General features: G+C 43.9%; 15 protein-coding genes. 3 read left to right on the top strand and 12 right to left on the bottom strand.

What is annotated here, in order from left to right; translation table 11 throughout:
* The first annotated feature begins 190 nt into the window (after window positions 1-190).
* Window positions 191-1714, top strand: a complete 1524-nt coding sequence (locus BY457_RS15175) for a carboxypeptidase-like regulatory domain-containing protein (protein WP_106154180.1) — start codon at window positions 191-193, stop codon at window positions 1712-1714.
* Between the two features lie 261 nt (window positions 1715-1975).
* Here the strand turns inward: BY457_RS15175 and BY457_RS15170 are convergent, their stop codons facing one another.
* From BY457_RS15170 to BY457_RS15160, 3 genes are all read right to left on the bottom strand, one after another.
* Complete coding sequence (locus tag BY457_RS15170; protein WP_106154179.1) at window positions 1976-2215, bottom strand: acyl carrier protein; 240 nt, start codon at window positions 2213-2215, stop codon at window positions 1976-1978.
* 79 nt (window positions 2216-2294) lie between these two features.
* The gene (locus BY457_RS15165; RefSeq protein WP_258176758.1) at window positions 2295-2888 is read right to left on the bottom strand and encodes an RNA polymerase sigma factor; all 594 of its coding nucleotides are present in this window, start codon (window positions 2886-2888) and stop codon (window positions 2295-2297) included.
* Window positions 2889-3008: 120 nt separating this feature from the next.
* Window positions 3009-7283 (bottom strand): ATP-binding protein, encoded by a 4275-nt coding sequence (locus BY457_RS15160; protein ID WP_106154177.1) that lies wholly within the window; start codon window positions 7281-7283, stop codon window positions 3009-3011.
* Window positions 7284-8193: 910 nt separating this feature from the next.
* On the opposite strand from BY457_RS15160, the gene BY457_RS19055 reads away from it, so the two are divergent.
* The gene (locus tag BY457_RS19055; protein ID WP_181256504.1) at window positions 8194-8352 is read left to right on the top strand and encodes a hypothetical protein; all 159 of its coding nucleotides are present in this window, start codon (window positions 8194-8196) and stop codon (window positions 8350-8352) included.
* A 98-nt stretch (window positions 8353-8450) separates the two neighbouring features.
* On the opposite strand, the gene rlmN is transcribed toward BY457_RS19055, so the two are convergent.
* From rlmN to BY457_RS15120, 8 genes are all read right to left on the bottom strand, one after another.
* Window positions 8451-9488, bottom strand: a complete 1038-nt coding sequence (gene rlmN, locus BY457_RS15155; protein WP_106154176.1) for a 23S rRNA (adenine(2503)-C(2))-methyltransferase RlmN — start codon at window positions 9486-9488, stop codon at window positions 8451-8453.
* A gap of 108 nt (window positions 9489-9596) precedes the next feature.
* Window positions 9597-13046 (bottom strand): hypothetical protein, encoded by a 3450-nt coding sequence (locus BY457_RS15150; protein WP_106154175.1) that lies wholly within the window; start codon window positions 13044-13046, stop codon window positions 9597-9599.
* A gap of 145 nt (window positions 13047-13191) precedes the next feature.
* The gene (locus tag BY457_RS15145) at window positions 13192-13857 is read right to left on the bottom strand and encodes an FAD-binding oxidoreductase (protein WP_106154174.1); all 666 of its coding nucleotides are present in this window, start codon (window positions 13855-13857) and stop codon (window positions 13192-13194) included.
* 352 nt (window positions 13858-14209) lie between these two features.
* Entirely contained in the window at window positions 14210-14734 is a 525-nt protein-coding gene (locus BY457_RS15140; protein WP_106154173.1) for a DUF4494 domain-containing protein, read from the bottom strand.
* Between the two features lie 363 nt (window positions 14735-15097).
* On the bottom strand, window positions 15098-16090 hold the full coding sequence (locus BY457_RS15135; protein WP_106154172.1) for a glycosyltransferase: 993 nt from the start codon (window positions 16088-16090) through the stop codon (window positions 15098-15100).
* A 469-nt stretch (window positions 16091-16559) separates the two neighbouring features.
* Window positions 16560-16772, bottom strand: coding sequence for a hypothetical protein (locus tag BY457_RS15130; RefSeq protein ID WP_106154171.1), 213 nt, complete (start codon window positions 16770-16772; stop codon window positions 16560-16562).
* Window positions 16773-16793: 21 nt separating this feature from the next.
* Complete coding sequence (locus tag BY457_RS15125) at window positions 16794-19778, bottom strand: Ig-like domain-containing protein (RefSeq protein ID WP_181256503.1); 2985 nt, start codon at window positions 19776-19778, stop codon at window positions 16794-16796.
* 978 nt (window positions 19779-20756) lie between these two features.
* A complete protein-coding gene (locus tag BY457_RS15120) occupies window positions 20757-21497 on the bottom strand; it encodes a class I SAM-dependent methyltransferase (protein WP_106154169.1) in 741 nt (246 codons plus the stop codon).
* Window positions 21498-21889: 392 nt separating this feature from the next.
* Here BY457_RS15120 and BY457_RS19050 point away from each other — a divergent pair, with 392 nt between their 5' ends.
* On the top strand, window positions 21890-22042 hold the full coding sequence (locus BY457_RS19050) for a hypothetical protein (RefSeq protein WP_181256502.1): 153 nt from the start codon (window positions 21890-21892) through the stop codon (window positions 22040-22042).
* Between the two features lie 373 nt (window positions 22043-22415).
* Here BY457_RS19050 and BY457_RS15115 read toward each other — a convergent pair whose 3' ends face one another.
* Window positions 22416-23726, bottom strand: coding sequence for an ATP-binding protein (locus tag BY457_RS15115; RefSeq protein ID WP_106154236.1), 1311 nt, complete (start codon window positions 23724-23726; stop codon window positions 22416-22418).
* Window positions 23727-23729: the final 3 nt, after the last annotated feature.

The raw sequence follows: 23729 nt of genomic DNA, 5'->3' as shown, positions 1-23729 counted from the left end.
AGACTTTCAGCTTGTTTACATCGTACCTGTTTTATGTATAAGGTAGGTTAGTAAAATATCCCTGATATGTGGGCAGCCGGATTTTGAAAAATATAATGTCCGGAATATTTTCAAAAGTTCCTGATTTCGTCTTTTTCTTTAACTTTTGCGTTACTGGATTATATAAGATAAATAAAGATGTTTGTACCGAATGATGAATAGTTTTCCTAAACATACTGAAGAGATAATCAGACCAATAATCCCCGGCAGATGGATTATTCTCTGGGCTTTTTTATTTGTCAGTTTGCCTGTTCGGTCTCAGGAAAATATTTTGGAGAGGAGATATTCATTTGATTATGACAATATATCAGTGGCTGCCTTTTTCGATTCCTTATCGGTTCGTTACGACATTGCTTTTTCTTATGATGCATCATTGATTGCCGGAGACAGCATTGTTGATGTCCGTGCCGATTCGGTATATCTTGATCAGTGGTTAAAAAGAACATTTCATCAGGAGGAGCTGGAAATCCATCAGATGGACCGGCAGATTATAATCTCCTCCGAGCCTGCGCGGGTTGATGTTGGATCCATTCATATAAGTGGGGTTGTGGTTGACTCTGCAAGTCAGGAACCCATGGATATGGTCAATATTGGTATTGCAGGAAAATCCCTCGGAACAGCCTCCAATCGACAGGGGAAGTTTGGTTTTTTCCTGCCGGCTGAATATGCAGGAGAAAAGCTGGTCTTTTCCAGCCTTGGGTACCGGCGTGATTCACTGATTATTCCTGCTTCTGATACAACCGTGGTGGTGAGTTTGTCCGAAACATCGGTTCACTTGCCCGAGGTGCTGGTGAAGCTTGTAAAGCCAGAGGAAATAATGCGCGAAGTGGTGCGCAGGAAAAAAGAAAATTATGCGGAAAATCCGCTGATTCTAACTGCATTTTTTCGGGAGACCATTCAGCAGGACAAAAAGTATGTGGATGTGTCTGAAGCTGTGGTGGAGATATTTAAGCCTCCTTATTTTCAGGAGTATGCTCTGGAGCGGGTACGTTTTGTGAAAGGCCGGAAAGGGCAATACAGCGGTGATATGGAAATGATTGATTTTAAGCTGCAGGGAGGACCTTTCCTTTTCAGCAGGGTGGATATTGTTCGTCAGGGGGGCTTTCTGCCCGATGAGGCCGGAAATTCTGTCTATCAGTACTCTTTTAGACGTATGGATTATGATCACGGGCGCACTGTGTTTGTGATTGGTTTTGAACCGCAAAACGATACCGGAGAATTGCTTTATGAGGGCGAGATTGTGGTGGATGAAGCATCTTTTGCCATTGTGAGTGCCTCTTTTCAGATGACAGGAAAAACCATAAGGAAAAGTCGTGAATACCTTATAAGACGTGACAGCCGTCGTTTCAGGACCAAACCATCTTTTGCCCGCTACCGTATTGATTACCGGCCCTGGAATGACAAATGGATTCTGAACAGCGTCAGAGGTGAGGTAAATATGAAAGTGATTGACCGAAAAGAGAATATTCGTACTGTATTCAACACCGTTTCCGAATTGCTTATCACTGACTTAAGAGATGGTGAGAGAAAAGAGTTCCGGTGGAGTGATGCTTTCAGGGCAGATTATATCTTGTCCGATCAGATTGAATCTTACGATGATGATTTCTGGTCGAGGTACAATATTATCAGTCCTGATGATTCGGTGGAGAAGATATTTGAGAAGCAGGAGGAATGAGAGTTGAGAGTTGAGGTTGAGGTTGAGGTTGGGAGTTGAGAGTTGAGGTTGAGCGATGGGGTTTGAGATGGAACAGCCCCGGAGGGGCGGCAGTTTGGTAGAAAAAATGTTGTGATCCAAAAGATGAAGCCCCGGCAGTGGTGATACCTTTATGAAAAAGTTTATGGATGAATTATTATAAATAACGGCGGAGCAAGTCCGCCGTGGCTATGTTGTTGTTTTAAAACCAGATTTTTAAGCGGGAAGCTTTATGGATCTGTTTTATGCGCAATGTTGCTGTAGGTAGTTGATGGTTGAACCTACCGATTGCAGATGTGTCATCTCCTCATTCTTTACATTCACTTTGAAACGGGTTTCCAGGTAAAACAGGAAACAAGCCATATCCACATCATCCATAAACAAATCGTCGGTTAAAGATGCTCTTTCATCAATTACGTTCCGGGGAATACCGGTCATTCTGAATACCTTATACAGGTTACGTCTTATCTCTTTTGCATTCATAAGGCAACTCTCTTTTGATGGTTTAATAATAGGACAATCGAAAGAGAGGTTACACGTATGGAATGGATTGATTTTTTTTTCAAATAGTCAGCGACATATTTTTTTCTTCCATCATTTTCCGCATATTGATGAGTGCATAACGCATACGCCCCAGTGCTGTATTGATGCTCACATTGGTTTCCTCTGCTATTTCCTTGAATGAAAGGCCGAAGTAGTGGCGCAGTCTGATGACCTCTTTCTGTGATTCGGGCAACATTTCCACCAAAGCTGCTACCTCACTGATTAGCTGATCATGAACCATCTGGTCTTCGATGGTCTGGTCGGAAAACCTGGCGTTGTTAAACAGATCGAAACTGTGCTGGTCGTTGGAGACCATTTGCTGGTTCTTCTGCTTGCGAAAATGGTCAATGATGAGATTATGGGCAATGCGCATAACCCAGGATGTAAAACGCCCGTTTTCGGCATATTTACCGGATTTGAGTGAATGAATCACTTTTACAAATACATCCTGAAAGATATCCTCGGCCAGATCCCGTTGCCTGACCATTAGAAAAATAAATGAATAAATGCGCTGATGATGTCTTTCAATCAACAAGTCAATACACCTCGAATCTCCTGATATAAACTTTTTTACAAGCTCTTCATCAGACAGGATAGTCAGTTCTGTCATCATAATCAATATTTAAAATTTGCTTGTAAAAATGTTCTATAGGCTTCTGTTTTATTGTTTAACGAGGTGTTTTTGTATTAATCTGGGGCTCAAATAACAAAAAAATACACAAATTTCCAAATGTTAAATTTTCTTGTTGATTTGTTTTATTTGTCTTTTAACCTCCTTGATGAGTTTTTCTTTTAGTTGTTTATAGTTGGATGTCTCCTCTTTGAAAGCCTTTTCGGTCTTCTGAGCTTGCTGATAAAGGGTGGGGGCCTCCATGGTGCCGACAATTCCTTTGAGGGAGTGTAAAAGCCGCGCGGTTTCTTCTGTTTCTTCCTCATCTTCCAACTGTTTCAGGCGGTCTCCGATTTCTGCATAGTCGTGGCAAAATCCCTTAAGCAATCGGCCGTAAAGGTCGGAGCGTCCTCCCATGCGACGGATTCCTGCCTGAACGTCAAGACCGTCGATTTTTGGGAATTTGTATTCACGGCCTTTTTCGGAATGTTGCATGATGGCATCAGCGTCCCTGACTTCTCCAAAAACAAGGCGATAAATGACTCTGAAGAGGTCATCCGGATCGATGGGTTTGGCTACCAGACCGGTCATTCCTGCCTGTAAGCATTGGTTTTCAACATCTCCCAGTGCTTCAGCAGTCATGGCTACCACGGGTACCTCACCCCAACCATCTATTCGCTTCATCCTTCGGGTGGCTGTATAGCCGTTCATTCCCGGCATGTGAATGTCCATCAGCACCAGATCGTAGGGACAGTTTCCCTCCTGCGTTTTGGCCAGATCCAGAGCCTCCTGTCCGTTAACAGCCATATCGGTTGATATGTTGGCCATAGCCAGCAACTCTTTGGTGAGTTCACGGTTGGTATCGTTGTCCTCAACCATCAGCAGTTTTAGTGGTTTCTCTTTTATCAGAAGATCTTTGTAATTTTTCTTTTTGGAACCACCCTCTGCCTGAGTAAAGTCAGCACCCCCCATGGCATCCATCAGGGTGTCAAACACAATGGAATAATTGGCCGGTTTGTGCATCAACACATAGGGCAAATCCTCTTCGGGCCACACTTCTTTTAATTCCTCCTCATGAAATGGTGAAGCCATTATCACAAGATGTTCGAAACGGTCGTTGTATCGTAGCAGGTCATTTATGGCTTCTTTTCCAAGGTCTGTTATCATGGGCCAGTCGATGAACAATAGCCAGAGAGGAGCGGAGGGACTGATGCTTTCCAGCTTGCTCAGGAGAGATTGGTAGGCACAGGTGCGATGAACCTTAAATCCAAAATCGGTGAGCATGCTTTTCAGACCGATGGCTGTTTTAACATTGTTGCAACCAATCATCGCTTCATCGCCCTCCACCTCAAAGGCATGAAGCATCTGGTCTTTTTTCTGAATCATCTGGCGATCGATAAAAGCTGTGAAGAAGAATTTGCTGCCTTTACCATAATCGCTCTCCACCCATATCTCTCCGCCCATCATTTGGGTAATACGCTTGCAAATAGCCAGGCCAAGCCCCGATCCCCCGTATTTGCGGGTAGTAGATACATCGGCTTGTGAAAATGCCTTGAAAAGGTTGTTCTTTTGTTCCTCTTTGAGACCGATTCCGGTATCTTCCACGGCAAAAAGAAGTTCCATTTTCTCGCTTTCGGAGGATTTGAGATTAATCTTTACATTTACGTGTCCCTTATCGGTGAATTTTACAGCATTGTTGACCAGATTTATCAGTACCTGTTCCAGTCGGAGCGGGTCGCCAACGAGGCTCAGTGGCACTTCCGGAGCTATGTCAAATACCAACTCCAGGTTTTTCTCATTGGCTCTGAAGAGTACCATATCGGCCAAATTCTGGAGAACCTGTTCCAGATCAAAGTCGATGTATTCAAGTTCCAGGCGTCCGGCTTCAATTTTGGAGAAGTCGAGTATGTCGTTGATAATTCCAAGCAGAGACCGGGAAGAGGATTGAATGCGCTTGAGGTAATCGCTTTGGCCACGGAAACCTGAGTTTTCAAGTCCCAGGTGTGTCCATCCGATAATGGCATTCAGGGGAGTGCGGATCTCATGACTCATACGCGCCAGAAAGTCACTCTTTGCACGCGTGGCATTTTCGGCTGCTTCTTTGGCTTTTTGCAGCTCTATATTGCTCTGGTGGCGTGCAATCATCAGTCCCATGGTTACAGCAAAGGCTTTGAACAGCGTTTTTTGCGACTCATTCCAGTTGGCTGATTTCATTTCCATGCCGAACCCGATGAATCCCCAGAAGGAGTTGTGGACAAACACCGGAATGATCAGGGCAGAGGTGGAACTGAGTTTGGCCAAAAAGGATTTTTCACGGGAAGTGGCGGAATGGACATTTACCTCCAGGTCTTTCTGATCATTGAGGGCAAAGTACCAGGAAGGGCTGATCTTTTCATAAGCCAGGTCGGTCAGGTCTTTTCGATGGATGGGTTCCAGAGAGGAGTGTTCCCACTCCACAAAATGTTTGAACAGCAATTGTCCCGGTTCGTTTCTGTAATTCCGGAATGCAAATGCACGATCCACCCCTGCACCATCGCCCAGCACTCTAAGGGCTTTAAGAAGTGCCTCTTTAAAATTGGTGCTGGCAATCAGTTCTTTGAGTGCTTCGGAGACCCCTTCCAACAGTTTGTCGCGCATCATAATCTCATTGACGGCATCTTTTTGTGCCGTAATATCAATGATAACGCCCTGGAACGTGACGTGTCCGGTTTGTCTGTCAACCACAGGGAGCCCTTTTTCATAAACCCACTTGCGGTTGCCCACCAAGTCACGGATCCGGTATTCCATCTCAAAGGGTGACTGATTGTTGAGCGCACGACTCAGGATATCTCTGACTTTGTCCCGGTCTTCTTTGATGATGAAGGGGATAATGGATTGTCCCTCCTGAATGAATGCGTTGATTCCCAGTCCGATGATGTTCTCCACGCCTCCGCTGATGAAGAGCATGGTACGTTTGTAATCACTTTGGCAATGATAGACAATTCCGGGAACGTTGGTGACTATGTTGCGGTAGTTTTCCCGGCTTCTTTCCAGGTCGTGAAGGACTTTGCGCAGTTCGGTAATATCCGTGGAAACACCACATACCGATATTACCTCTCCCGAGCTGTCTTTAATAGGGAATTTATTGGACAGAAAGGTGCGTTTCCCGGTTGCGGACGGAAAGAACTCTTCTTTTTGAATGGATTTTTTACCGGTCAGAACTTCTGCATCATTTCTACTGAATACGGCAGCCACCTCTTCAGGGAAGATGTCTTTGTCGGTACGGCCGATAATCCGATGTGCTTCCAGGCCCAGCGTCTCCTCCATGGGCTGATTGATGAGCGTGAACCGCCCTTCTCTATCTTTCACATAGATGAGTGCCGAACTGTTGTTGATGATGTCGTTAAGTAACTGTCTGTTGGTCTGTAACTGCTTGTTGGCCTGTTCTCTGAGTTCCTCATCGTGTTTGATTCTTCTGAAATAGATTACCGCCATCCAGATACCAATAATGATGGCCAGTGACATAAATACTGAAAGCAGAACAAAACCGATAATAACCCATCGTTCCATGGCATGATTCTGATGGTAGTTGGCTTTTTCGCCGGCCATCTGGATGCTTTGCGAACTTCTGTCCACCAGAGTCTGTACACGCTCAATCTCCTCCAGCTCGCCGACCAGATCAAGCATCTCTTTCTGATAACCGGCCAGCCCGCTTCTCAGCTGTGATAAAGATCTGAAAGATTCCGACCCCGGAGAGACTACATCGGGTGGAGGAACAAGGCTGTTGATGCGTTCGAAAACGGTGTCCACCATTTCCCTGGTAACAACATTGACCGGGTAGTTCCAAAGTTTTTTTTCAATTTCCTTGAGGTGAAGGAGTTGGTACATCAGGTCGTTGTAAAGGTCAGGTTCGCCCTTTTTTGCATCAGGTGTTGTTGATGCTCTTTGTGGAAGAGGTTGGCGGGCAGCCGAGAAAACCTGCTGAAAGAGGGCATCCATCTTTTGCTCTGTTGCGCTTCGTCCTTTTTTTAGGTTGATGACCAAAACCCAGTAACGTTTGTAATCATCCAGCCAGTTGTTGACCGTTGATAACTCATCCCGACTGATGGAGTTGAGTCTGCTTTCACGTGCATCCTGAAGAAGTATCTCAATATTGCGGGTAAGACTGTCCACCATATGTGTGGAGGTAGTGTCGCTTTTGAGTGTGAGATTTTCGGCCTGAATGCGTGATACGTATATTTGATGTAGTAAAAGATCTACTTTTTCCGTGCTGCGTACCCAGTCTTTAAGACGGGCTATCCCGAAGAGACTGAATCCTGCGACCAGAATCAGAAGCACCAGGTTGAAGAGGTATCCTCCAAGGACCTTCTGGCTGATAGAACCGTTTGATTTAAAGAGTTTTATTAGTTTCTGGAACATGCCATGTTCTTTGAATTGCTTTTACCCCACAAAAATGAGAAAAATTGTTAACTAATTAGGCTTCATTGTTTAAAATTATTTTGAATCAATAATTACCTACCTTATACATAAAACAATGTAGCAGGGAATAGGGAAACAGGGTGAAAGCCTGATAGCAATAGCCCAGGGCAACGCCCTGGGTCTTGAGGCACCTCCTCCGGGCCCCCTCTCATTATTGGTCGCATCGCGACCAATAATGAGAGGGGGAGAGGTATTACAATTTTCCTGGGGCGTTGCCCCAGGCTATTGCTTAAAGACCTTCGGCCTTAAAAAACACAGCCTAATCTTGTCAAGTGGCATTGTGTATATCCCAAATAGGGAAAAGCCTTGTTTTTGTAACAATAGTCCGTTATAAAAAGCTTAAACGCAGAGACGCAATGACGCAAAGTCTTTATTATGAGCGAGTTCTTGTTTGTTGTCCTGGTTTTATAATGAATTAACTATCAACTATTTGTAAAAGTTTAACGGAGTGTTGTGTAAGGAATGTATTATTTATAAATTATCTTGTCTATAGTTTAAAATGGTAATTATTACATGTCCCCGAATGGGGGCAAATTTGAATAACCCCGGGGGACTAACCCGGGGGAAATCCCCTTAATAGAAAAGGTCCCCGATAGGGGGCCAACAACTTTTATCGACAATCATAAAGGTTCAATATACTGTAAATAAACCATTTGTGTTATTGTCGAGAATTTAAGCCAGAGCCATTATCTACTACGATGTTCAGCTGATAAATAAAAGAGAGTGAAAATAATTTTTTCGGATTATTTCCGTTTGGTTTGTAGAATGGTCTTATTGACTTTTCCCCTAATGGGTAAATTATTGTTTCATAATTAATTCAGGAAATTTGCTTATGAAGAAATGTTCTACTATGGATTTGGATTTTATTATTTCTAAAAGTTATTACCTGCAGGAATTGCTGCTAAACCTGCCGGAGGCCCGACTAAAGGAAGTATTAATCAGCCCGAGAAGGGAGATTGTTGAGAACCTTAAAAAGCATCTTCGCATTATGCCCGAAATGAATAATTGATGGTTAAAGCCTGTTTTTGGTTGCATCTCAACCAAAAACAGGTCTTAATTGGATGTTTTATCCGAAATTGTCGCCCGGTTCTTGCTAAAAACTACGAGCTAATAATCTTTCTCTGTATCCTCTTTCAGCATATTTTTGGTGGACAGAAGTCCACAAGCTGCATAGATGTCCTCTCCCCGCGATCTGCGAATGGTTGTGGTAAGGCCTTTCTTATTGAGTTGATCGGAGAACCATTTGATTTTTTCATCCGATGAGCCTCTGAGTGGGGAGTCGGGGATGGGGTGAAACCTGATGAGATTGATTCTGCAACGGATGCCGTTAAGTAGTTTGGTGAGACCTTTTACATGGGCGGGGGTGTCATTTACTCCGTCGAACATAATATATTCAAAGGATATTCTACGCTGACGTCCGAAGTCATATTCTTTTAATGCGTCGATTACCTCTTCGATGGGATAAACCTGCTCGATGGGCATGAGTTTTTTACGTTCCTCATTGAAGGGCGTGTGCAGGCTGATGGCCAGATGTGCGTCGCTTTCCTCGATAAAACGCCTCATAGCTGGTTCCACACCAATGGTAGAGACGTTGAAGCGCCTGGGGCTCCAGCCCATTCCCCAGTCGGAGGTGAAAATTTCCAGACTTTTCAGCACATTGTCCACGTTGTCCAGCGGTTCCCCCATTCCCATATAAACAATATTGGTAAGTTGGTCGCTCTCGGGAAGACTGATGACCTGGTTGACAATTTCTCCGGCAGTTAGTTGTCCCTGAAAACCCTGTTTACCGGTCATGCAAAACAGGCATCCCATTTTACAACCAATCTGGGATGAGATACACAAGGTGTGCCGATCTTTCTCGGGGATGTATGCAGCCTCAATAAAAAGCCCTTTTTGAGCAGGATAGAGATATTTTTTTGTTCCATCAACAGACGCCTGAACCTTGGAAGGAACTACGCGTCCTATTTCATATTTTTCTTTAAGCCGGCCACGTGCATCTTTCGAAAGATTGGTCATGTCGTCAATCTCACTTACCTTTTTGGTATAAAGCCATTGCGCCATTTGTTTGGCTGTAAATCCGGGTAATCCGTTTTCAGCAGCAACGACTTTCAATTCCTCTAAAGTTTTTCCAAAAAGCGCTTCCATAAGGTGATTTTTAATTGTGACAGGGCAAAGGTAAGGATAAAAAACAGAAAAGAGCTGTCGCCCGATAACCGGGCAACAGCTCTTTTAAATAATAATTTAACAAAACAATTACTTCACAAAAGTATCCAACCCTATGCATCCCTCAAGAGATTTAAGGTACTCAGCCGACTTAAACTTCTTGATGTATTGTTCAGCGAGTTCGATGCTCGATTTGATTTTAGCCTCCACTTCAGGAGCAATGTTCTTCCTTGTGGTGAGGTAATCGCGCAAATACTTGAGGTGTTTTTGCCACAGATTGATGTCACCCAGTTGTTTGTTGGTCAGGCGCTCATGGTACCAGTCACTGGCCAGCATATTTTCCAGGGTAAACATTTTTCTGATTTCGGGATCGTCAATGGTCTTACCGTTGTATTCACCATGAGCCATCACGTGCAGAATTGCTTTGAGTGGGGGAACAGCCCCCTCTACGCTGCCATCCTCAAAATAACTTTTGGCAACTCTTTGCTGGGCTTCAACAATGTTGTTGATTCCGTCCACAAATACCTCCTGATCCTGCGTCTCGGGCTGCAGCATTTCGCTGTTAAATACGGCATCCGGATTCTCGAAAACACGTCCCAGGAAAGTACGGGCAAATTTTGCATTGATGCGATATCCCAGTCTTGAAGCCAGAACTTTTTTGCCATTGTGCTCGAAATCTTCGAGTTTTTCAAGGTAATTGTGATCTTTCAGGAATTGGGCATCTGCCTCTTCAGGGCTCAGACGACTCCATATTTCAGGAACCAGCAAACTGATGTCGTGATCGACCCGGTAGTTGGGGCCAATATGACCTGCTGCAGTGGTAAAACCGTTGTATCCGGTGAGAATAAACGATACCAGCGCATTGTTGAGGTCGGTCACCGGACTCAGGGCATTAAAAGGCCCTTTCGTAAGTGCACCCTCTGAACCGGCACCGGTGGTGGAAGGGGACTTTCCTGTCAGGCTGCAAACGAAGTCCATGAACAGTTCGGGCAAATCCTGATAATGAATAGGATTGTAAACCGCCAGCGGACGAATACCCGGCTGTGGCGGGTTGTTTCTGCGACCTCCCAATACTGCATTAACGGGTGTTAATACCGGCTCCCCGGCAGGAACTTTCCGGTAAAGGCGTGTGCCCATTTCTGCGATGTAGTTTTCGCGGTGCTTGATGAGTCCCGGACGGTTTTGCAGGTATCGCACGTTGGCTGATGGTTTGCCTTCAAAAATACGTGGGTGAGAAGAAGATACGAAAAAATTGTGTTCTTTCTTTCTGGCCACATCCTTAATCAGGCTCTTCATCGGTTGTGTGTATTTGTCAAACTCGATGGCATCGTCCATTATCTCTTTTGCGTCACTGATGGTCAGTGGTTCAAAATTGGAAATGAACGTATTTGGGGTTGACAAATCCAGTTCTGCCTGCTTGTCGTAACCGCGGTGAACGGCTTCATCGGGTCGCTGGAAGAAGCGATATTCGCAATTGGTAATGAACTTGGCAGAAGGATGGTTGAAATCCGGAGCCAGGTCTTTCAATTGTGAAGCGGGCACAACCGTGGAAGCGGTAATGTCATCTTCCATCTGCAGCTTGTCGCTGGCGATGTAATCCTGACGCAGCTTGAAGGTACGCCATGCCCCTTCGTTGGTGAGCCCCACCCGGAGGTAGCTGGCCACCAGCTTTCGGTTTTTGAATTTCAGTTCATTTCCGTGTTTTCCGTCAATGATATCGACCGTGAAGTATTTTTTCCACTCTTTACCCCATTCGGCACGATAGAAACGCTTCACAATGTAAACCAGTCCTTTGATGTGATGAGGAATGGTTTCCAGCCACTCGTTGTACTCTTTGGTATAACGGTTGGGTGCAGGTGTCAGCAGCTTAATAACTGATCCCAGAGAGCGCTTGGAACTCAAAATGGGACGATCTTTAGCGGTTTTGATGTGTGGGAGATAGATGTCTGAGTAATCTTTATTGATGATCTCTTCCACTTTTTTGAAATCATTCTCGTAATCGGCGGTGAAGAATGGCCCATAAATGATGGCATCTTCAATGGATTTGGAAATTTCGGACTTACCACCTCCGGAAACGGTACAAGGCTTGTGACAGAATGTTCCTTCGGCCACCGATCCGATTAGTCGCCAGGAGGGTACATACGGGTTCTTGTTCATCCGTACCTTATATCCTGCAGGCAACATATAGGTGTTTTTCGGATTCAGCCTGATGGAATGTTCTTTGCCGTCCTTGGTCCATGAAACTTTTTGCTCCATCAGATTAAAGGCTGCATCTTCCGGAACATAAATGATGTCTTTGTATTTTCTGTCCACCGCATGACCTTCAGGTTGCAATTCCATATAGTCGTTGTACATGGCTGCCATTTTCTCAAAAGAGAGGTCGTTGCGGTTGAATTGTTTACGATCTGAGAATTCATCCCCCAGGTTGTAGGTGGGGAAAGCGATGGCGCCACCGGCGTGCTCCTCTTCTACATTTCCGAGAAGGTTGGCAGCATAACCAATCTGAGTTTTGACTTCTTTCTTGGAATAACCGAAATAGTTATCAGCTATCAGGGTCACTATAATTCCCTCCGCCGTACGGGCAGTCACTTTAAAAGCTCCGCCATCGTTGTAAAGCTCATCTTCTTTTTCCCAGCACATGCCATCACGCTTTTGACGCTCTGTTGCTTCACTGATGTGGGGAAGTCCCAGCTCTTTCTTCTTCAATTTGGTGAGATGGGGGGCCAGAATGACACAGCCGGTGTGACCGGTCCAGCCTTCAATGTCAAGGGCTGAATCGTTTTCTGTCAGATATGGATCTCCGGCATTCCCGAAAATGGATTCCACAAAGTCCAGGTTACTTACCAGGTTACCCGGGGCAAAGAAACGGATCTCCATTCTTCGTTCCTTGTTCTTATTGCCTACGGCAGGTTCCACTACCGGTCGGAGCAACAAAGAAACAAATGAGGCTGCTTTCTCTTCCTGAGTTGATGTAAAAGGTATTTCGAGCAACTCTTTCGGAGGCTGTAATGCTTTCTCCAGCAAGCTTGCAAACGCTTCTTTGGGCACACCTTTTTTGTCGTGCGGGATGGGAAGTCCGCCCTCTACCACATGGAAAACGCCTTTGGTGGTTCTCCGGTCATTTTTTGGATTGTTTAGAATTCCCTGTTTCAGACGGAAGGAGTGAATAATGTCACTTTCAAATTTGTCTGCATCCGGTGGAAGAGACAGTGCACGGGCAATGCCATGATTATCCACGACAAAAGTCTCTGACGGGAGTCTGATGTCTTTTTTGTCTTTGAAATCTGCAAGGTAATGATCCAGGAAATTCTGGATACGCTGATCTGCCGGGCAGAGATATGAGGTGAGTAACCGGTTTTTTTCTTTGTAATTATTGATAAGGTCGTTGGCCAGTTCCAGAAGGCCCATTCGGGAACTCGATTTGAAGTAAGGCTGACCCATAGCGGCCAGTTTGAGATTGATGTACTCAATGACCCTTTTGGGCTTGGGTATTTCATTGGTACCATCCTCTTTAAATCCAAATGATTTCTTTAGGTCCATATTGTATGTGTTTAATAATTTTTTTTGTTTGTGTGCGGGAAAGGAAATGTAACGCAATAATAAAAAAAATTCAACAGGTTATCAGGAAAACCGGGTTACAAGAATGTTAAATAATCTTACCTGACTGTTTGGTTGGTGAATCAGGTTAAAAGTAGATTTCTGCAACTATATTGTCATAAGGTATTCCCTTACTGACCAAGATATCGCGAACATCCACCACCATATTGGCGTTACCACAAAGATAATATTTTATATTGTTTGGTAAATTATTTTGTTCTTTCAGCCATTGTGTTAACCGGCCCGCTTGTATGCCGGGAGCTGTTTCCCGGGTGGCGAATCGAACATAATGGTCGTTTAATGAGGCAGAAAAGTGTTCCGAAAACCAAAACTCTTTTGGTGTGCGTGCTCCGTGAATTAGTTTTTTATTTTGAATCAGGCCCGATTCGCTCATGCTGATAAAGGGTGCCACACCGGTACCGGTGGCTATCCACCATGCCGGATCTTCAGTTCCCAGAAACCTGCCAAATGGTTCGGACATCAACATCTCATCCCCGGGATCTAACTGTGCCAGTTTGGGGGTTAAACTTCCTTCGGGGTTGATGTCGAACAGAATACGGATGTGACCGGCAGTGTTGCCACTGGCGATGCTGTACAGCCGGGGCTCCTCATCTGCCGTCATGGCAATGGCAACTACCTGTCCGGGAATGAAATCAAATTTCTTTTCGGTGTATATGGTGAATACGCCGGGCGCAATCTCTTCTTTCTTCAAAACTTTTGTGGGGAATAACTCTTTTTGCTTTCGTTGTGGCATGGACTTTCGTTTATTGGGTTTATATCTTTTAACAAAATGTGAGGGGAAAAGGTTGTTAGAAGCAGGATGAGGGAGAGGAGCCCCCTAAATCCCCCCAAGGGGGACTTTGAGATACCATGAGACAGGGAATTTACTTTTTATGAGAAAAAGATTTTATAATGAGCTTAGCCTCCGGGTTTAGCCGGGGGAAGTGATGAAACGACAAACATCTGTAATGAGCCGGCTTTTCCCCAAAAGTTGAAGGTATTGGTGTTGTTTGGAAGCCGGCTTGAAGCCGGCTGTCATGAAGGTTTTGTCCTGTTGATCATTCCCCGGCCTTAAGACCGGGGCTAATCTCATAGGAGGCGTTTTTTCAATTTAATTCTGTCTGTTCCAGATCCGGATTCTCGTCCATTAATTCCTGGCTGTCATCATCCGCTGTTTCTTTTTTTGCGAAAGCGTTTTCCGCATCATACGGGAAAACGTCCATCAGGGGACTTTCGGTAATGCTTTGCACCTCAAAATCGACCACCATGTCAGACAGGCCTTTCATAAGGTTGTCGTAGGCATCACGCACATTATCGGCCATTACAAGCATCTGACTGCTGATTTTTTTCTCTTTTCCTGCGTTTTCGTCGATGGAGAGGTGGCTGACCTTGCATTTATACCATCTATCGCCCGGGAAATCAGGAAACAAATCACTGTAATCGGCCTTGCGGATATTGGTGACCTGGAAATCTCCCCGGATCATGGTTTGCATCTCTTCATGGATGCGGCTTTCAGCTTCTGTGAATGAAACGGCATCGACCAGGTATGGCTCTGTTACCTTTTTTTCTTTTCCGGTGTTTTCGTCTGTTTTAATGTATTTTACCTTGCATTCGAACCAGGTGTGTAGCATGTGTTTTCTAAGTTTTAGTTTTTTTTTCGACGGGTAAAGGTAATAAAAAAGAGGAAATGGCATGGAGCAAAGAGCGTGGAGCAAAGAGTAAAAAGCATGGGGTAGAGGGCGGATTTTTGGAATGAGAATAGCCCCGGGTTTAGGGGGGGTAAAACGGCACCCAGGTAAGGAGAGCCGGCTTCGAGCCGGCTTTTCGATAATTGTACCAGATGTTGTTGTTTATTAGAAGCCGGCTGACAAGTGGGTATTGTGGTCTTTTCGGATCCCCGGCCTGATTCTCATTGGAGCCGTTCATAATGAGGCGATAAGGCTTGTGGTGTGATCCTACTCCCTCCCCCTGGGGGAGGGCTGGGGAGGGGCCCCCTATTTGTAAAAACTATCCCCAAATGCATTGAATTCCTCTCTCTTGAAAACCTTTCTTTTTACCCAGGCATTTATAAATCCCAGGCCATAGCCCATTAACTGCGTAAAAGAGGCAGGTACGGCCAGAATTGCAGGTTTCATTTGCTTCAATGAGAGAATGGCGCCGCCCCAAAATGCCAGAGGAGGTACCACCACAAAAAACAGGAAAAAAGGAACGAAAAAGGAAAGTATTATTGCCAAAGGATAGCCAATGGTGAAAAGGGAGGGTAACAGGTGTACAAATTTCGTGGTGCCGGGATGTCTGGCTTCCAGGTTGATGCGGGCAATTCCGGAATTAAAGACTTGTTTGTAAAAAGACCGGAAATTGTTGCGACGCTTATGCCATACCCAGGCATCTTGCAGCAGGGTGGTGGTGAACCCGGCTTCGATCAGACGCATGCTGAAATCCAGATCTTCGCCAAAACGCATCCCGGAGAAACCACGGATACTTTGAAAAATTTTGGTGCGAACTCCCAGATTGAAACTTCGGGGATAGAATTTGTCCATCTTCTCCCGGCCGCCCCGGATGCCACCGGTGGTAAGGACGCTGCTCATGGCATGTCCAATGGCTTTTTGGGTTGCGTTGAAGTCCTCATGTGCGCGGTCGGGACCACCGAAACAATCAAAATCTGCCTTCTCCAGTGCTGATGATACGATTTGCGTATAATTTTCGGGCAAAAGACAGTCGGAATCCAGAAAAACCACCCATTCTCCGGCCGCATCTCTGGCTCCGGTGTTGCGTGCCGGTCCCGGACCGGTATTTTGCTGCCACAGGTAACGTACAGGCAACTGTTGTGACCAATGTTCTACAATGTCCTGTGAATTGTGTGTGGAACCATCTTCCACAATGATGATCTCAAAATCATTATTATGCTGGTGGGTAAAAGACTCCAGCAATTCATCTATTTCCTGTGGACGGTTATATACGGGTATAATGAATGATATCAATGGCATGGGGAATGTTTTTTTCAAATATATGTATTTTGGGGGAAACGGGGAAATGATAGCTGTTAGCTCATAGCTCATAGTTCGTAGTTCGTAGGGAGGGAGGGTAGTGAGGTTGGGGTTTTATGCGGCTAATTGTGGGGAAATTCTCATGGGAGGCGTTCACATAGAGATAATTAATACTTTTTGGTGTATGGAATTTATAATGAGCCTAGCCCTCTGGTTTAGCCGGGGGATTTTGAAACGAAACACGGGTCAGGAGAGCCGGCTTCGAGCCGGCTTTTTGAAACATATACAAGGTATTGGTATTTGTCAGAAGCCGGCTCAAAGCCGGCTGCCACGGAGGTGTTGTGTTATTTGGGAATCCCCTGCCTAAAGACCGGGGCTAATCTCATCCTCAGCTAGCACGCTCCCAGACAAAAAAACGACCTCATATCTGAAGTCGTTTCTATAATTAAATTTTTTTCACACCAATCTCTTACCGCTGAAAAGGATTCTCCTCAAAGTTATTGGTTTTGAGGGGCTCTTCGGTAGTGTCGGTGGTAGAAGTGGTTGTGGTTGGGCTTTCTGATGTAAAACCAGGTTGATCGGGAGGTGTTGTTGATGTAACCTGTAAAACAATCATTTGATCCAACTCCACTTCAACGAGTTCGGGACGTGAATATATTTTCTTTTTAATAGGGTTTTTCATTCTAAACAAACAACAATTTGTTTAGAAAACAGTTTTGAACTCAAGTTTTTCCTTTTCTGATTCTACGATCAGGATAATCATTCCTTTCCTTGAGACTGCAATCCTGTTTTCCGATTCGGGATTTAATCTGCCACTATCAATGATTTTTCCATTGATATCCAACAATCTGTATGATGGATTGTTTAATTGGCCAATATACGCAATTATTTCAGAATTGTTTGTGTAGAAGCTGGCTTTTTTTGTGTTGTTATTGTCCTTGGTATCATTTATTGCGGTCACAACCTCTTTGGTGCCAGAGAAGTGGATCACAAATCTGGAAGAGTTGGTGCCGGTTTCAGTGACTTCAAACTGGTAGGCGCTTTCGGTATTAAGGGTAATAAAATCATTCAGCGCCCTGTCTTCTAATATCACCTGTGCATTTGAAGATAAAGTAAGATCTTTAATGTTGAAAGTAACGGTTCCTGTTTTAGCTACTTTAAATGTCAATGGCACGGATATTTCGACTTGTGACGGCTGTAGTCCGTTGATTGCCAGGTTGGTTGTAATATTACTTTCGTTGGTAAAGGAGGTAAATATCTGGCAATAATCCATATTCGAAGTCAGCTTTTTTTCTGTGTCATAAGGATCGCCCAGTGAGTTGGTTGCATTTTCTGCAAAAACAATAGCGGTTTCGTCTTTTTTGCCATTGAATACAGCTTCCATTTTGAAAGTGGGGTACAACAATCCGGAAGATGATGATTTTAGATAAGAATAGCTATTGGCTTGTAATGAGCTGGTAGGGAAGGTGAGGTTGGCTGTACTTACCCCTGGTAAGACCCTTATCCAAAAAGCCTGATGCGAGGGAATGCCTGACTGTCCGTTTGGAATTCCGATTCCTACATTTGAGGCAGCATTATAGGTGTCATATTTTTCTTCAATATTGTTCCAGATCCAGAAAGAATTGGCGATTTCAGTTTCATTAAAGGATAACTGTGAGAAGTCAACTGTAGCTGTAAAGGGGTTGGCTATTAAATTCCAGCCAAGTCCGCCACTATTGTTTCTCTGAACAGTAATCTGCTTGTCGGTTGTGACAGGTGTTCCTGAAAAAATAATTGAATTATCACTTCGACAGATGTAGCCTGTTCCGGGAATAAGTTCAGTGCTACCGTCAATCTGGATGTAGGTGTTATTATCGTTGTTGTATTGGTATAAAGTATTGGTTATCCCTGCAGAAGTTTTGGTTGTTGCATCCACCGGTACGCCAAAGTTGTAATTTCGGTTATTGGCTTCAATATGTTGATGGAACCGAACATTTTGCGGATCTACATTTAGAGTTCCATCGGCAGGAATGAACGAAGCGTTGTAGTCCAAACTGGATTGAAGGACAAAAAGGCCGTTAATGGTAAGTGTTCCTCCATTGAGAGTTAATGAAGCCCCCGGCTCAACATAAAGATTGTTTACAGTGGCGGTTGTCCCTGTCTCAATAACGGGATAGTTTACTAATCCAGCCGGTATTTTAATGCTGTTTCCGGATGTATAACCACCTTCCCAGTTTTCGGAGTTTGCCCAGTCACTATCAGTACCATTGCCTGTCCATTTGTTTGCCAGCTCGGTGGTGAAGGAAAAACTACCGGTTTTGGTTGACTGCTCATTACCAATAATGTCTTCAAATTTTTGAAGGAAGGAGACTGTATAAGTGGTGCTTCCCTCAAGGATTTTAGAGGGCGTTAAGGTGATGGTTTTGTCATTATTACTAAAAGCAGCATCAAAAGAAACCTGCCCGGAAGAGCTTGCAATACTAAAATAAGTTGAGGCATTTTCCGGAGTTATTTCAGTTGCGTTGGTGCTGTATAATTTTTCATTGAAAGGTAATGTGATGGATGCTCCTAAAAGCACTCCGGAAGCGTTATCTGTCGGAGAAAAAGAGCTTAAAAGAGAAGGTGCTTTTAGGTCAAGCGGTTTTGTAACTACGTTTTCAGAAAATTGTGTTCCGTTAGATGCCAGGATGTGGATGTAGTAATCCACTCCTGAGTTTAATATAGAAATATCGATATTTTTGGTAAAGGTATTGTTTGCTGTGAGCGTAGCTGAGCCACTCACGTCCATCAGATTTCCATTTTCATCTTTACCCTCTGTGATATAGGTGTTGGAAGGAGGGGTGAAGGCCTCCGTGACTACATAATAGCAGGTTCCATCCTGATCTGTACCTCCGTTGAGATCCACCGAAGTGGTGGATTGGTTCAAAAGTGATGGTCCAACGGTCCATACCGGAGGTCCTGTTTCGGTGGTGAAATTCCAGGTGTCAGCATCAGTAATTCCTGAGAAACCCTGAATTACTCCGGGCTCAATCTCAATATGGTAGTCTGTTGCATAATCTAAAGAAAACTCGGTAGCAGGCAGTGTTAAGGTGTTTCCACTTATATCGGCATTGGCAATGTTGATTGCCGAGTAAGATGTACCTTTGTGAATTTCGATGTATCCGCTTCCGGCTGAAATATCATCACTAAAGGTCATGGTCAGATCTGTATCAATGGGGACGTTGGTGGCGTTGTTGGGGGGGGTAAGCGTTGAAATGCTAAGATTTGGTAGGGTGGCAAAAGATACGGAGGTGGGTGTGCCAGAGGTTTCGATAACAACTTGCCCAGTGTTGTCTGTTGTAACGAAGTGAATGAAATAATTCGTGTTTGGCGATAAACTACTTAACTCGCTATCCCATGTTTCATCGGGACCTTCTAAGCCAATTTGTCCATTAAAATTATTTATGATAAAATCTGTTGATGGAGATGAACTAGGTTCTTCTTCAATTAAATAGTAGGTGTAATGAGTCGCAACTGTAAGGTAATTATATGGTGGAGGAAGGGTGGTAAGTCCTCCTATGGTAGCATTAACTTCGATTGTTGCTGAGGTTGTGGAAATATTTGTAACATCTGGATAACCTGGATTGTATGCCTGTGAGTTGGCGGAGAATGAAGCCAACCCTAACATCATTCCCCCAACTAATCCAATTTTAAGTAGAAGTGTTTTCATAATCGTCAATTTAACCCTGTGTGTAACCATGTTCAAAAAGCGTTGTTCATTGAGGTAACCTCAAAAAATGCAAACTTCTGCGTTACTTCAAAATTTTAAAATCCTCATATACTATTGGTAAACTCCGGTTTTAAAATTTCTTGTGCCTTGAATTTTACTATTTTTAGAGATTCCCTGTTGTTTTGAGTGTTTTAAAAGTAACGCGTAAATTTAACTGTTTGTACGCTATTGACATAGCAAAAGGTACGTGAATAAAGGGTTTAGTTGATGAAGGGAGGTAAAGTAATGATTAATGATCAATGATCAATGATTAATTGGGGCCATTCCTACCTCTCCCAAGGAGGGGATATTTAACCACAGAGGATAAAGAGAATCACAGGGGTTGCTACGCAACTTTTCAGTATCCGCAGATGGCGCAAATGGACACAGATGAGAAATGGGCATGGAGCTTGTAGCTCAAAGCTGTAAGAGCAAGAATCGGTTTGGATATTATCAGGTATTTCTCCGTTCGGGCGGATTTGTAATGCGACCGTTCTGAACACATCGGATTTGCAGTCCTTCTTAATAATTCAATTCATAGGGGGAGACAATTGTTGTTCGATTCCTGCATTTTAGGATGTATCAGCCCCGGCAGGGATGATACTTTTTAATGATCAATTAGCCGGAGCCTGAAGGGCTCCCATGTTTATAGAAGATCTGATAATAAGGAAATCGACGCTGAAGGTGTCGTATGTTTATGGATGAGAATTTGTTTAAACAAGTGTCGTATTAAGCATAAAATAACACGACACTTGTTGGCCCCTTTCAGGGACCTTATGTGGTGGGTTCCTTTACCCCGGACTGCATCCGGGGTTACTTAAATTCGCCCCTTTCAGGGACCGGGGGTGACAGAATTGTGTTTTGAGGGCTTTAACCACAGAGAATATGGAGAAATACCGGGTTGCACAGAGAAATTATTTTATGCGCAATTCACAAGATTTAGGTAGCTTCTGTCAATCTTGCCAGGTAATCGAAATGCTCCCCTTCGGCGATGCGTTCAAACCGGAAGCCGTTTTTTTCTGCATGGTATTCCAGCAGCTGGTCGTCGATGAAGAGCCAGGGGAAGCGGCGGCCTTTCTGTCCTTTGTAGCTCATGCGGTATTCCACCTCCCCGTAGTAACTGTCGTTGAGATTGATGAGGATACTGCCGTCGTCCTGCAAAAAGAGGTAACGCAAATCGGAGCTGTCAACCAAGATTTGTCCGCCGGGTTTGAGTATTTTGCGGGCCATATTAAAAAATTCTTTTAACCGGTCGGTGGTGCCCACGATTCCGATGCCGTTCATGAGCATCAGAAGGGTGTCGTATTTGTCTTCTTCTGCGAGGGCAAAAAAGTCTTCCTGAAGAATGTTTTTTACTCCTCTTTTTTGCATCACCTCGCAGCAGCCGGGGGAGATTTCGAGTGCTGTCACGTCAAAGTCCTGTTCCTGCAACCATAGCGCATGAGATCCTGCACCCGCACCAATATCCAGAACTTTGCCGCGGCACTGCTTCAGGGCTTCTTGCTCCAGGGGGGGCATTTCTTTAAAAGGGCGAAAGAGATAGTGAACCGGAATAACATCGGTTTCAGCGATGTTGCTCCAGACTTCAATGCTGAGGTTTTTGTCGGGTTTTTTCAGATAATCGCGACAGGCGTTACCGATGATGTCCAGTGATTCCGGTATGATGGTTTGTTTTTTCAATGTGGGTGTTTTTTGCAAAGATAGGAAAAAAAAGGGGGGCCTCCCCTGGCCACTCCCAGGGAGGGGGATGGAAAGCCTCCCCTAGCCCCTCCCAAGGAGGGGGATGGAAAGCCTCCCCTAGCCCCTCCCAAGGAGGGGGATGGATTCTTTTAGATGGAAGTAATTTAGTCTTTAGGCAGCAGGCAGTATTTATTTCTCTTTAAGGGATAGGGTTTTGTGTGTTGTGATTTGCGTTTTGTGTTCCGGGTTTTAAGTTTCATTGAGGGTTCCGGATTTCATGATTAGGGATCAAGTATTGCTTCTGCCGGATTTTTTTGTTGAATTAATTATTGGTAATTGATTATTGATAATTGAAAAGGTGTCAACCCTGTTCGGGGCTTAAATTATTTTATTTGTTGTATGTGTTCTACCTGATTGTTGCCTTACTCCTGGTGCTTTTTCTGGTGAAATATTGGGGCTTTTGGATTGCCATGGATCAGCCCCGGCGGGGCGGCAGTATGGTAGCATTGGCATTAAATAATATGGAAAAGCCCCGGCAGGGGTGACACCCTGTTATGATGATTGGCGGGCTTTGGATAGAATTCTCGTCAGGAGACGAGAGGTGAAAACCTATTCGTTCGGAAACGCGGAGTAGGTAGCTTAGCCCCAAGTGTTTTTTTCGAGTGGCGCCTGAGGGGGTCAGATATGTACCGATATTTGTTAATGTTGGCCCCTTTCAGGGACTTTTTCTTCTTGTGTCCTTTCCCCGGACTGCATCCGGGGTTACTTAAGTATGCCCCTTTCAGAGACGAAATTGAATACCTTTCAACATTCTTTTTTGTTTGGTCGGGCTTTTAAATCCTCGTCAGGAGACGAGAAAAGAAAAACCCCTCGTGCGGAAACGAAGGGGTAGCTGAGGTTACTCCGGTTTGCCACTTCTTACATATCATCAAGGGATAAACCTTTGTATTGAGGAGTATAATCCGGTAGTTTCTGTATCAGATTGGACGATTTTAGAATCAGGTTATGGATGCTGATATTGGCCGGGTTTCTTTTAACCTCAAAAATGTCAATTTTTTTTTCGATGTCATTAATGGCTACAATGTCAATTTCATTACGATTTCCTTTTTCCCAATAGCTGCCAATGGAAGAATAATTACCTTTCGTTTTGAGTTTATCAATAAAATATCTTTCCAGAATTTTTCCGGAATAGACTTGATAATCGCGTCTGATTATATTTTTTACATATTCCAGATTGTCTATTTCAATGGCACTTTTGTATTTGAAGATAAATCGAAACCAGAAATTCAGGAAATTATCGCTTATGTGGTATTTTACAAAACGACTATTAGGTTTGGATAACATTGGTTTAGTTTTGGACACAATACCAAAATCGTTTTCCAGTTTGTCGAGGTAACCACCGGTTTGAATTTCGAGGATTGATTCTATTTCCGGTCTGCTTGTTTTGGAGGAAGCTATTAATGATAAAATGGAAAAATAGGTTCCGTAATCTTTTCCAAACTCATCGATTAAAATGTTTTTTCCTTCTTCTAAAAAAACTGAATTTTCGGATAATACGGTCTCCAGAATTTTGATGAAGTTAACTGCCTTGTTTTCAATTAATATTTCGAGATATTTGGGTATTCCACCCGATATGGTATAGAAAAAGAGTAAATCGTCAGGAGTGAAGTTTGGGTTATGCTCTTGAAGCAATTTTTTTTGAGAGGTTGTATCAAATGGTTTTATGAATAGTTTTTGGGTGGCTCTTCCAAACAAAGGTTCTTTGGCATCCTCAAAAATCTTTTTCATCATAGAATAGATTGATCCACAAAGAATCAGGTTTAGATGACTTTGGTTTTTGTGGCGATCCCATATATTTTGTAATTCGCTGTATATCGCAGGGTTTACAGAGTAGAATGTCTGAAATTCGTCAATGATTAGGGTGAAATGACGGGTGCCAGATAATTCCATCAGGTACCCGAAGAGATCTCGGAAGGTTCTGAACGTTCCATAAATGTTTACCGATAATTTGTTTTGTATTTCTTCCGTAAATTCCTCGCATAGAAGTATCTCATTTTTTTTTGAAATAAAGAAATAAAGGTGCGGGGAGTTTTTTACTGATTCAATTAGAAGCGTTGTCTTTCCAATTCTTCGTCGGCCAACAACAATAGTCATTTGGGCGTGGTCTTTTGCCTTCTCTTCCGTTTTGCGAAGGATTTCTAATTCTTTTATGCGGTTGTAGAATTGCATGAT

Source organism: Marinilabilia salmonicolor (assembly GCF_003003035.1).
GTDB classification, from domain to species: Bacteria; Bacteroidota; Bacteroidia; order Bacteroidales; family Marinilabiliaceae; genus Marinilabilia; species Marinilabilia salmonicolor_A.
Note: the sequence above shows the minus strand (reverse complement) of the source record. Positions and strands in the feature narration are given on the sequence as shown.

Bases quoted from the DNA above. Each gene is read 5' to 3' on its own strand.
- BY457_RS15175 (WP_106154180.1), top strand. From the start codon at position 191: ATGATGAATAGTTTTCCTAAACATACTGAAGAGATAATCAGACCAATA.
- BY457_RS15170 (WP_106154179.1), bottom strand. From the start codon at position 2,215: ATGAATGCAAAAGAGATAAGACGTAACCTGTATAAGGTATTCAGAATG.
- BY457_RS15165 (WP_258176758.1), bottom strand. From the start codon at position 2,888: ATGATGACAGAACTGACTATCCTGTCTGATGAAGAGCTTGTAAAAAAG.
- BY457_RS15160 (WP_106154177.1), bottom strand. From the start codon at position 7,283: ATGTTCCAGAAACTAATAAAACTCTTTAAATCAAACGGTTCTATCAGC.
- BY457_RS19055 (WP_181256504.1), top strand. From the start codon at position 8,194: ATGGATTTGGATTTTATTATTTCTAAAAGTTATTACCTGCAGGAATTG.
- rlmN (WP_106154176.1), bottom strand. From the start codon at position 9,488: ATGGAAGCGCTTTTTGGAAAAACTTTAGAGGAATTGAAAGTCGTTGCT.
- BY457_RS15150 (WP_106154175.1), bottom strand. From the start codon at position 13,046: ATGGACCTAAAGAAATCATTTGGATTTAAAGAGGATGGTACCAATGAA.
- BY457_RS15145 (WP_106154174.1), bottom strand. From the start codon at position 13,857: ATGCCACAACGAAAGCAAAAAGAGTTATTCCCCACAAAAGTTTTGAAG.
- BY457_RS15140 (WP_106154173.1), bottom strand. From the start codon at position 14,734: ATGCTACACACCTGGTTCGAATGCAAGGTAAAATACATTAAAACAGAC.
- BY457_RS15135 (WP_106154172.1), bottom strand. From the start codon at position 16,090: ATGCCATTGATATCATTCATTATACCCGTATATAACCGTCCACAGGAA.
- BY457_RS15130 (WP_106154171.1), bottom strand. From the start codon at position 16,772: ATGAAAAACCCTATTAAAAAGAAAATATATTCACGTCCCGAACTCGTT.
- BY457_RS15125 (WP_181256503.1), bottom strand. From the start codon at position 19,778: ATGAAAACACTTCTACTTAAAATTGGATTAGTTGGGGGAATGATGTTA.
- BY457_RS15115 (WP_106154236.1), bottom strand. From the start codon at position 23,726: ATGCAATTCTACAACCGCATAAAAGAATTAGAAATCCTTCGCAAAACG.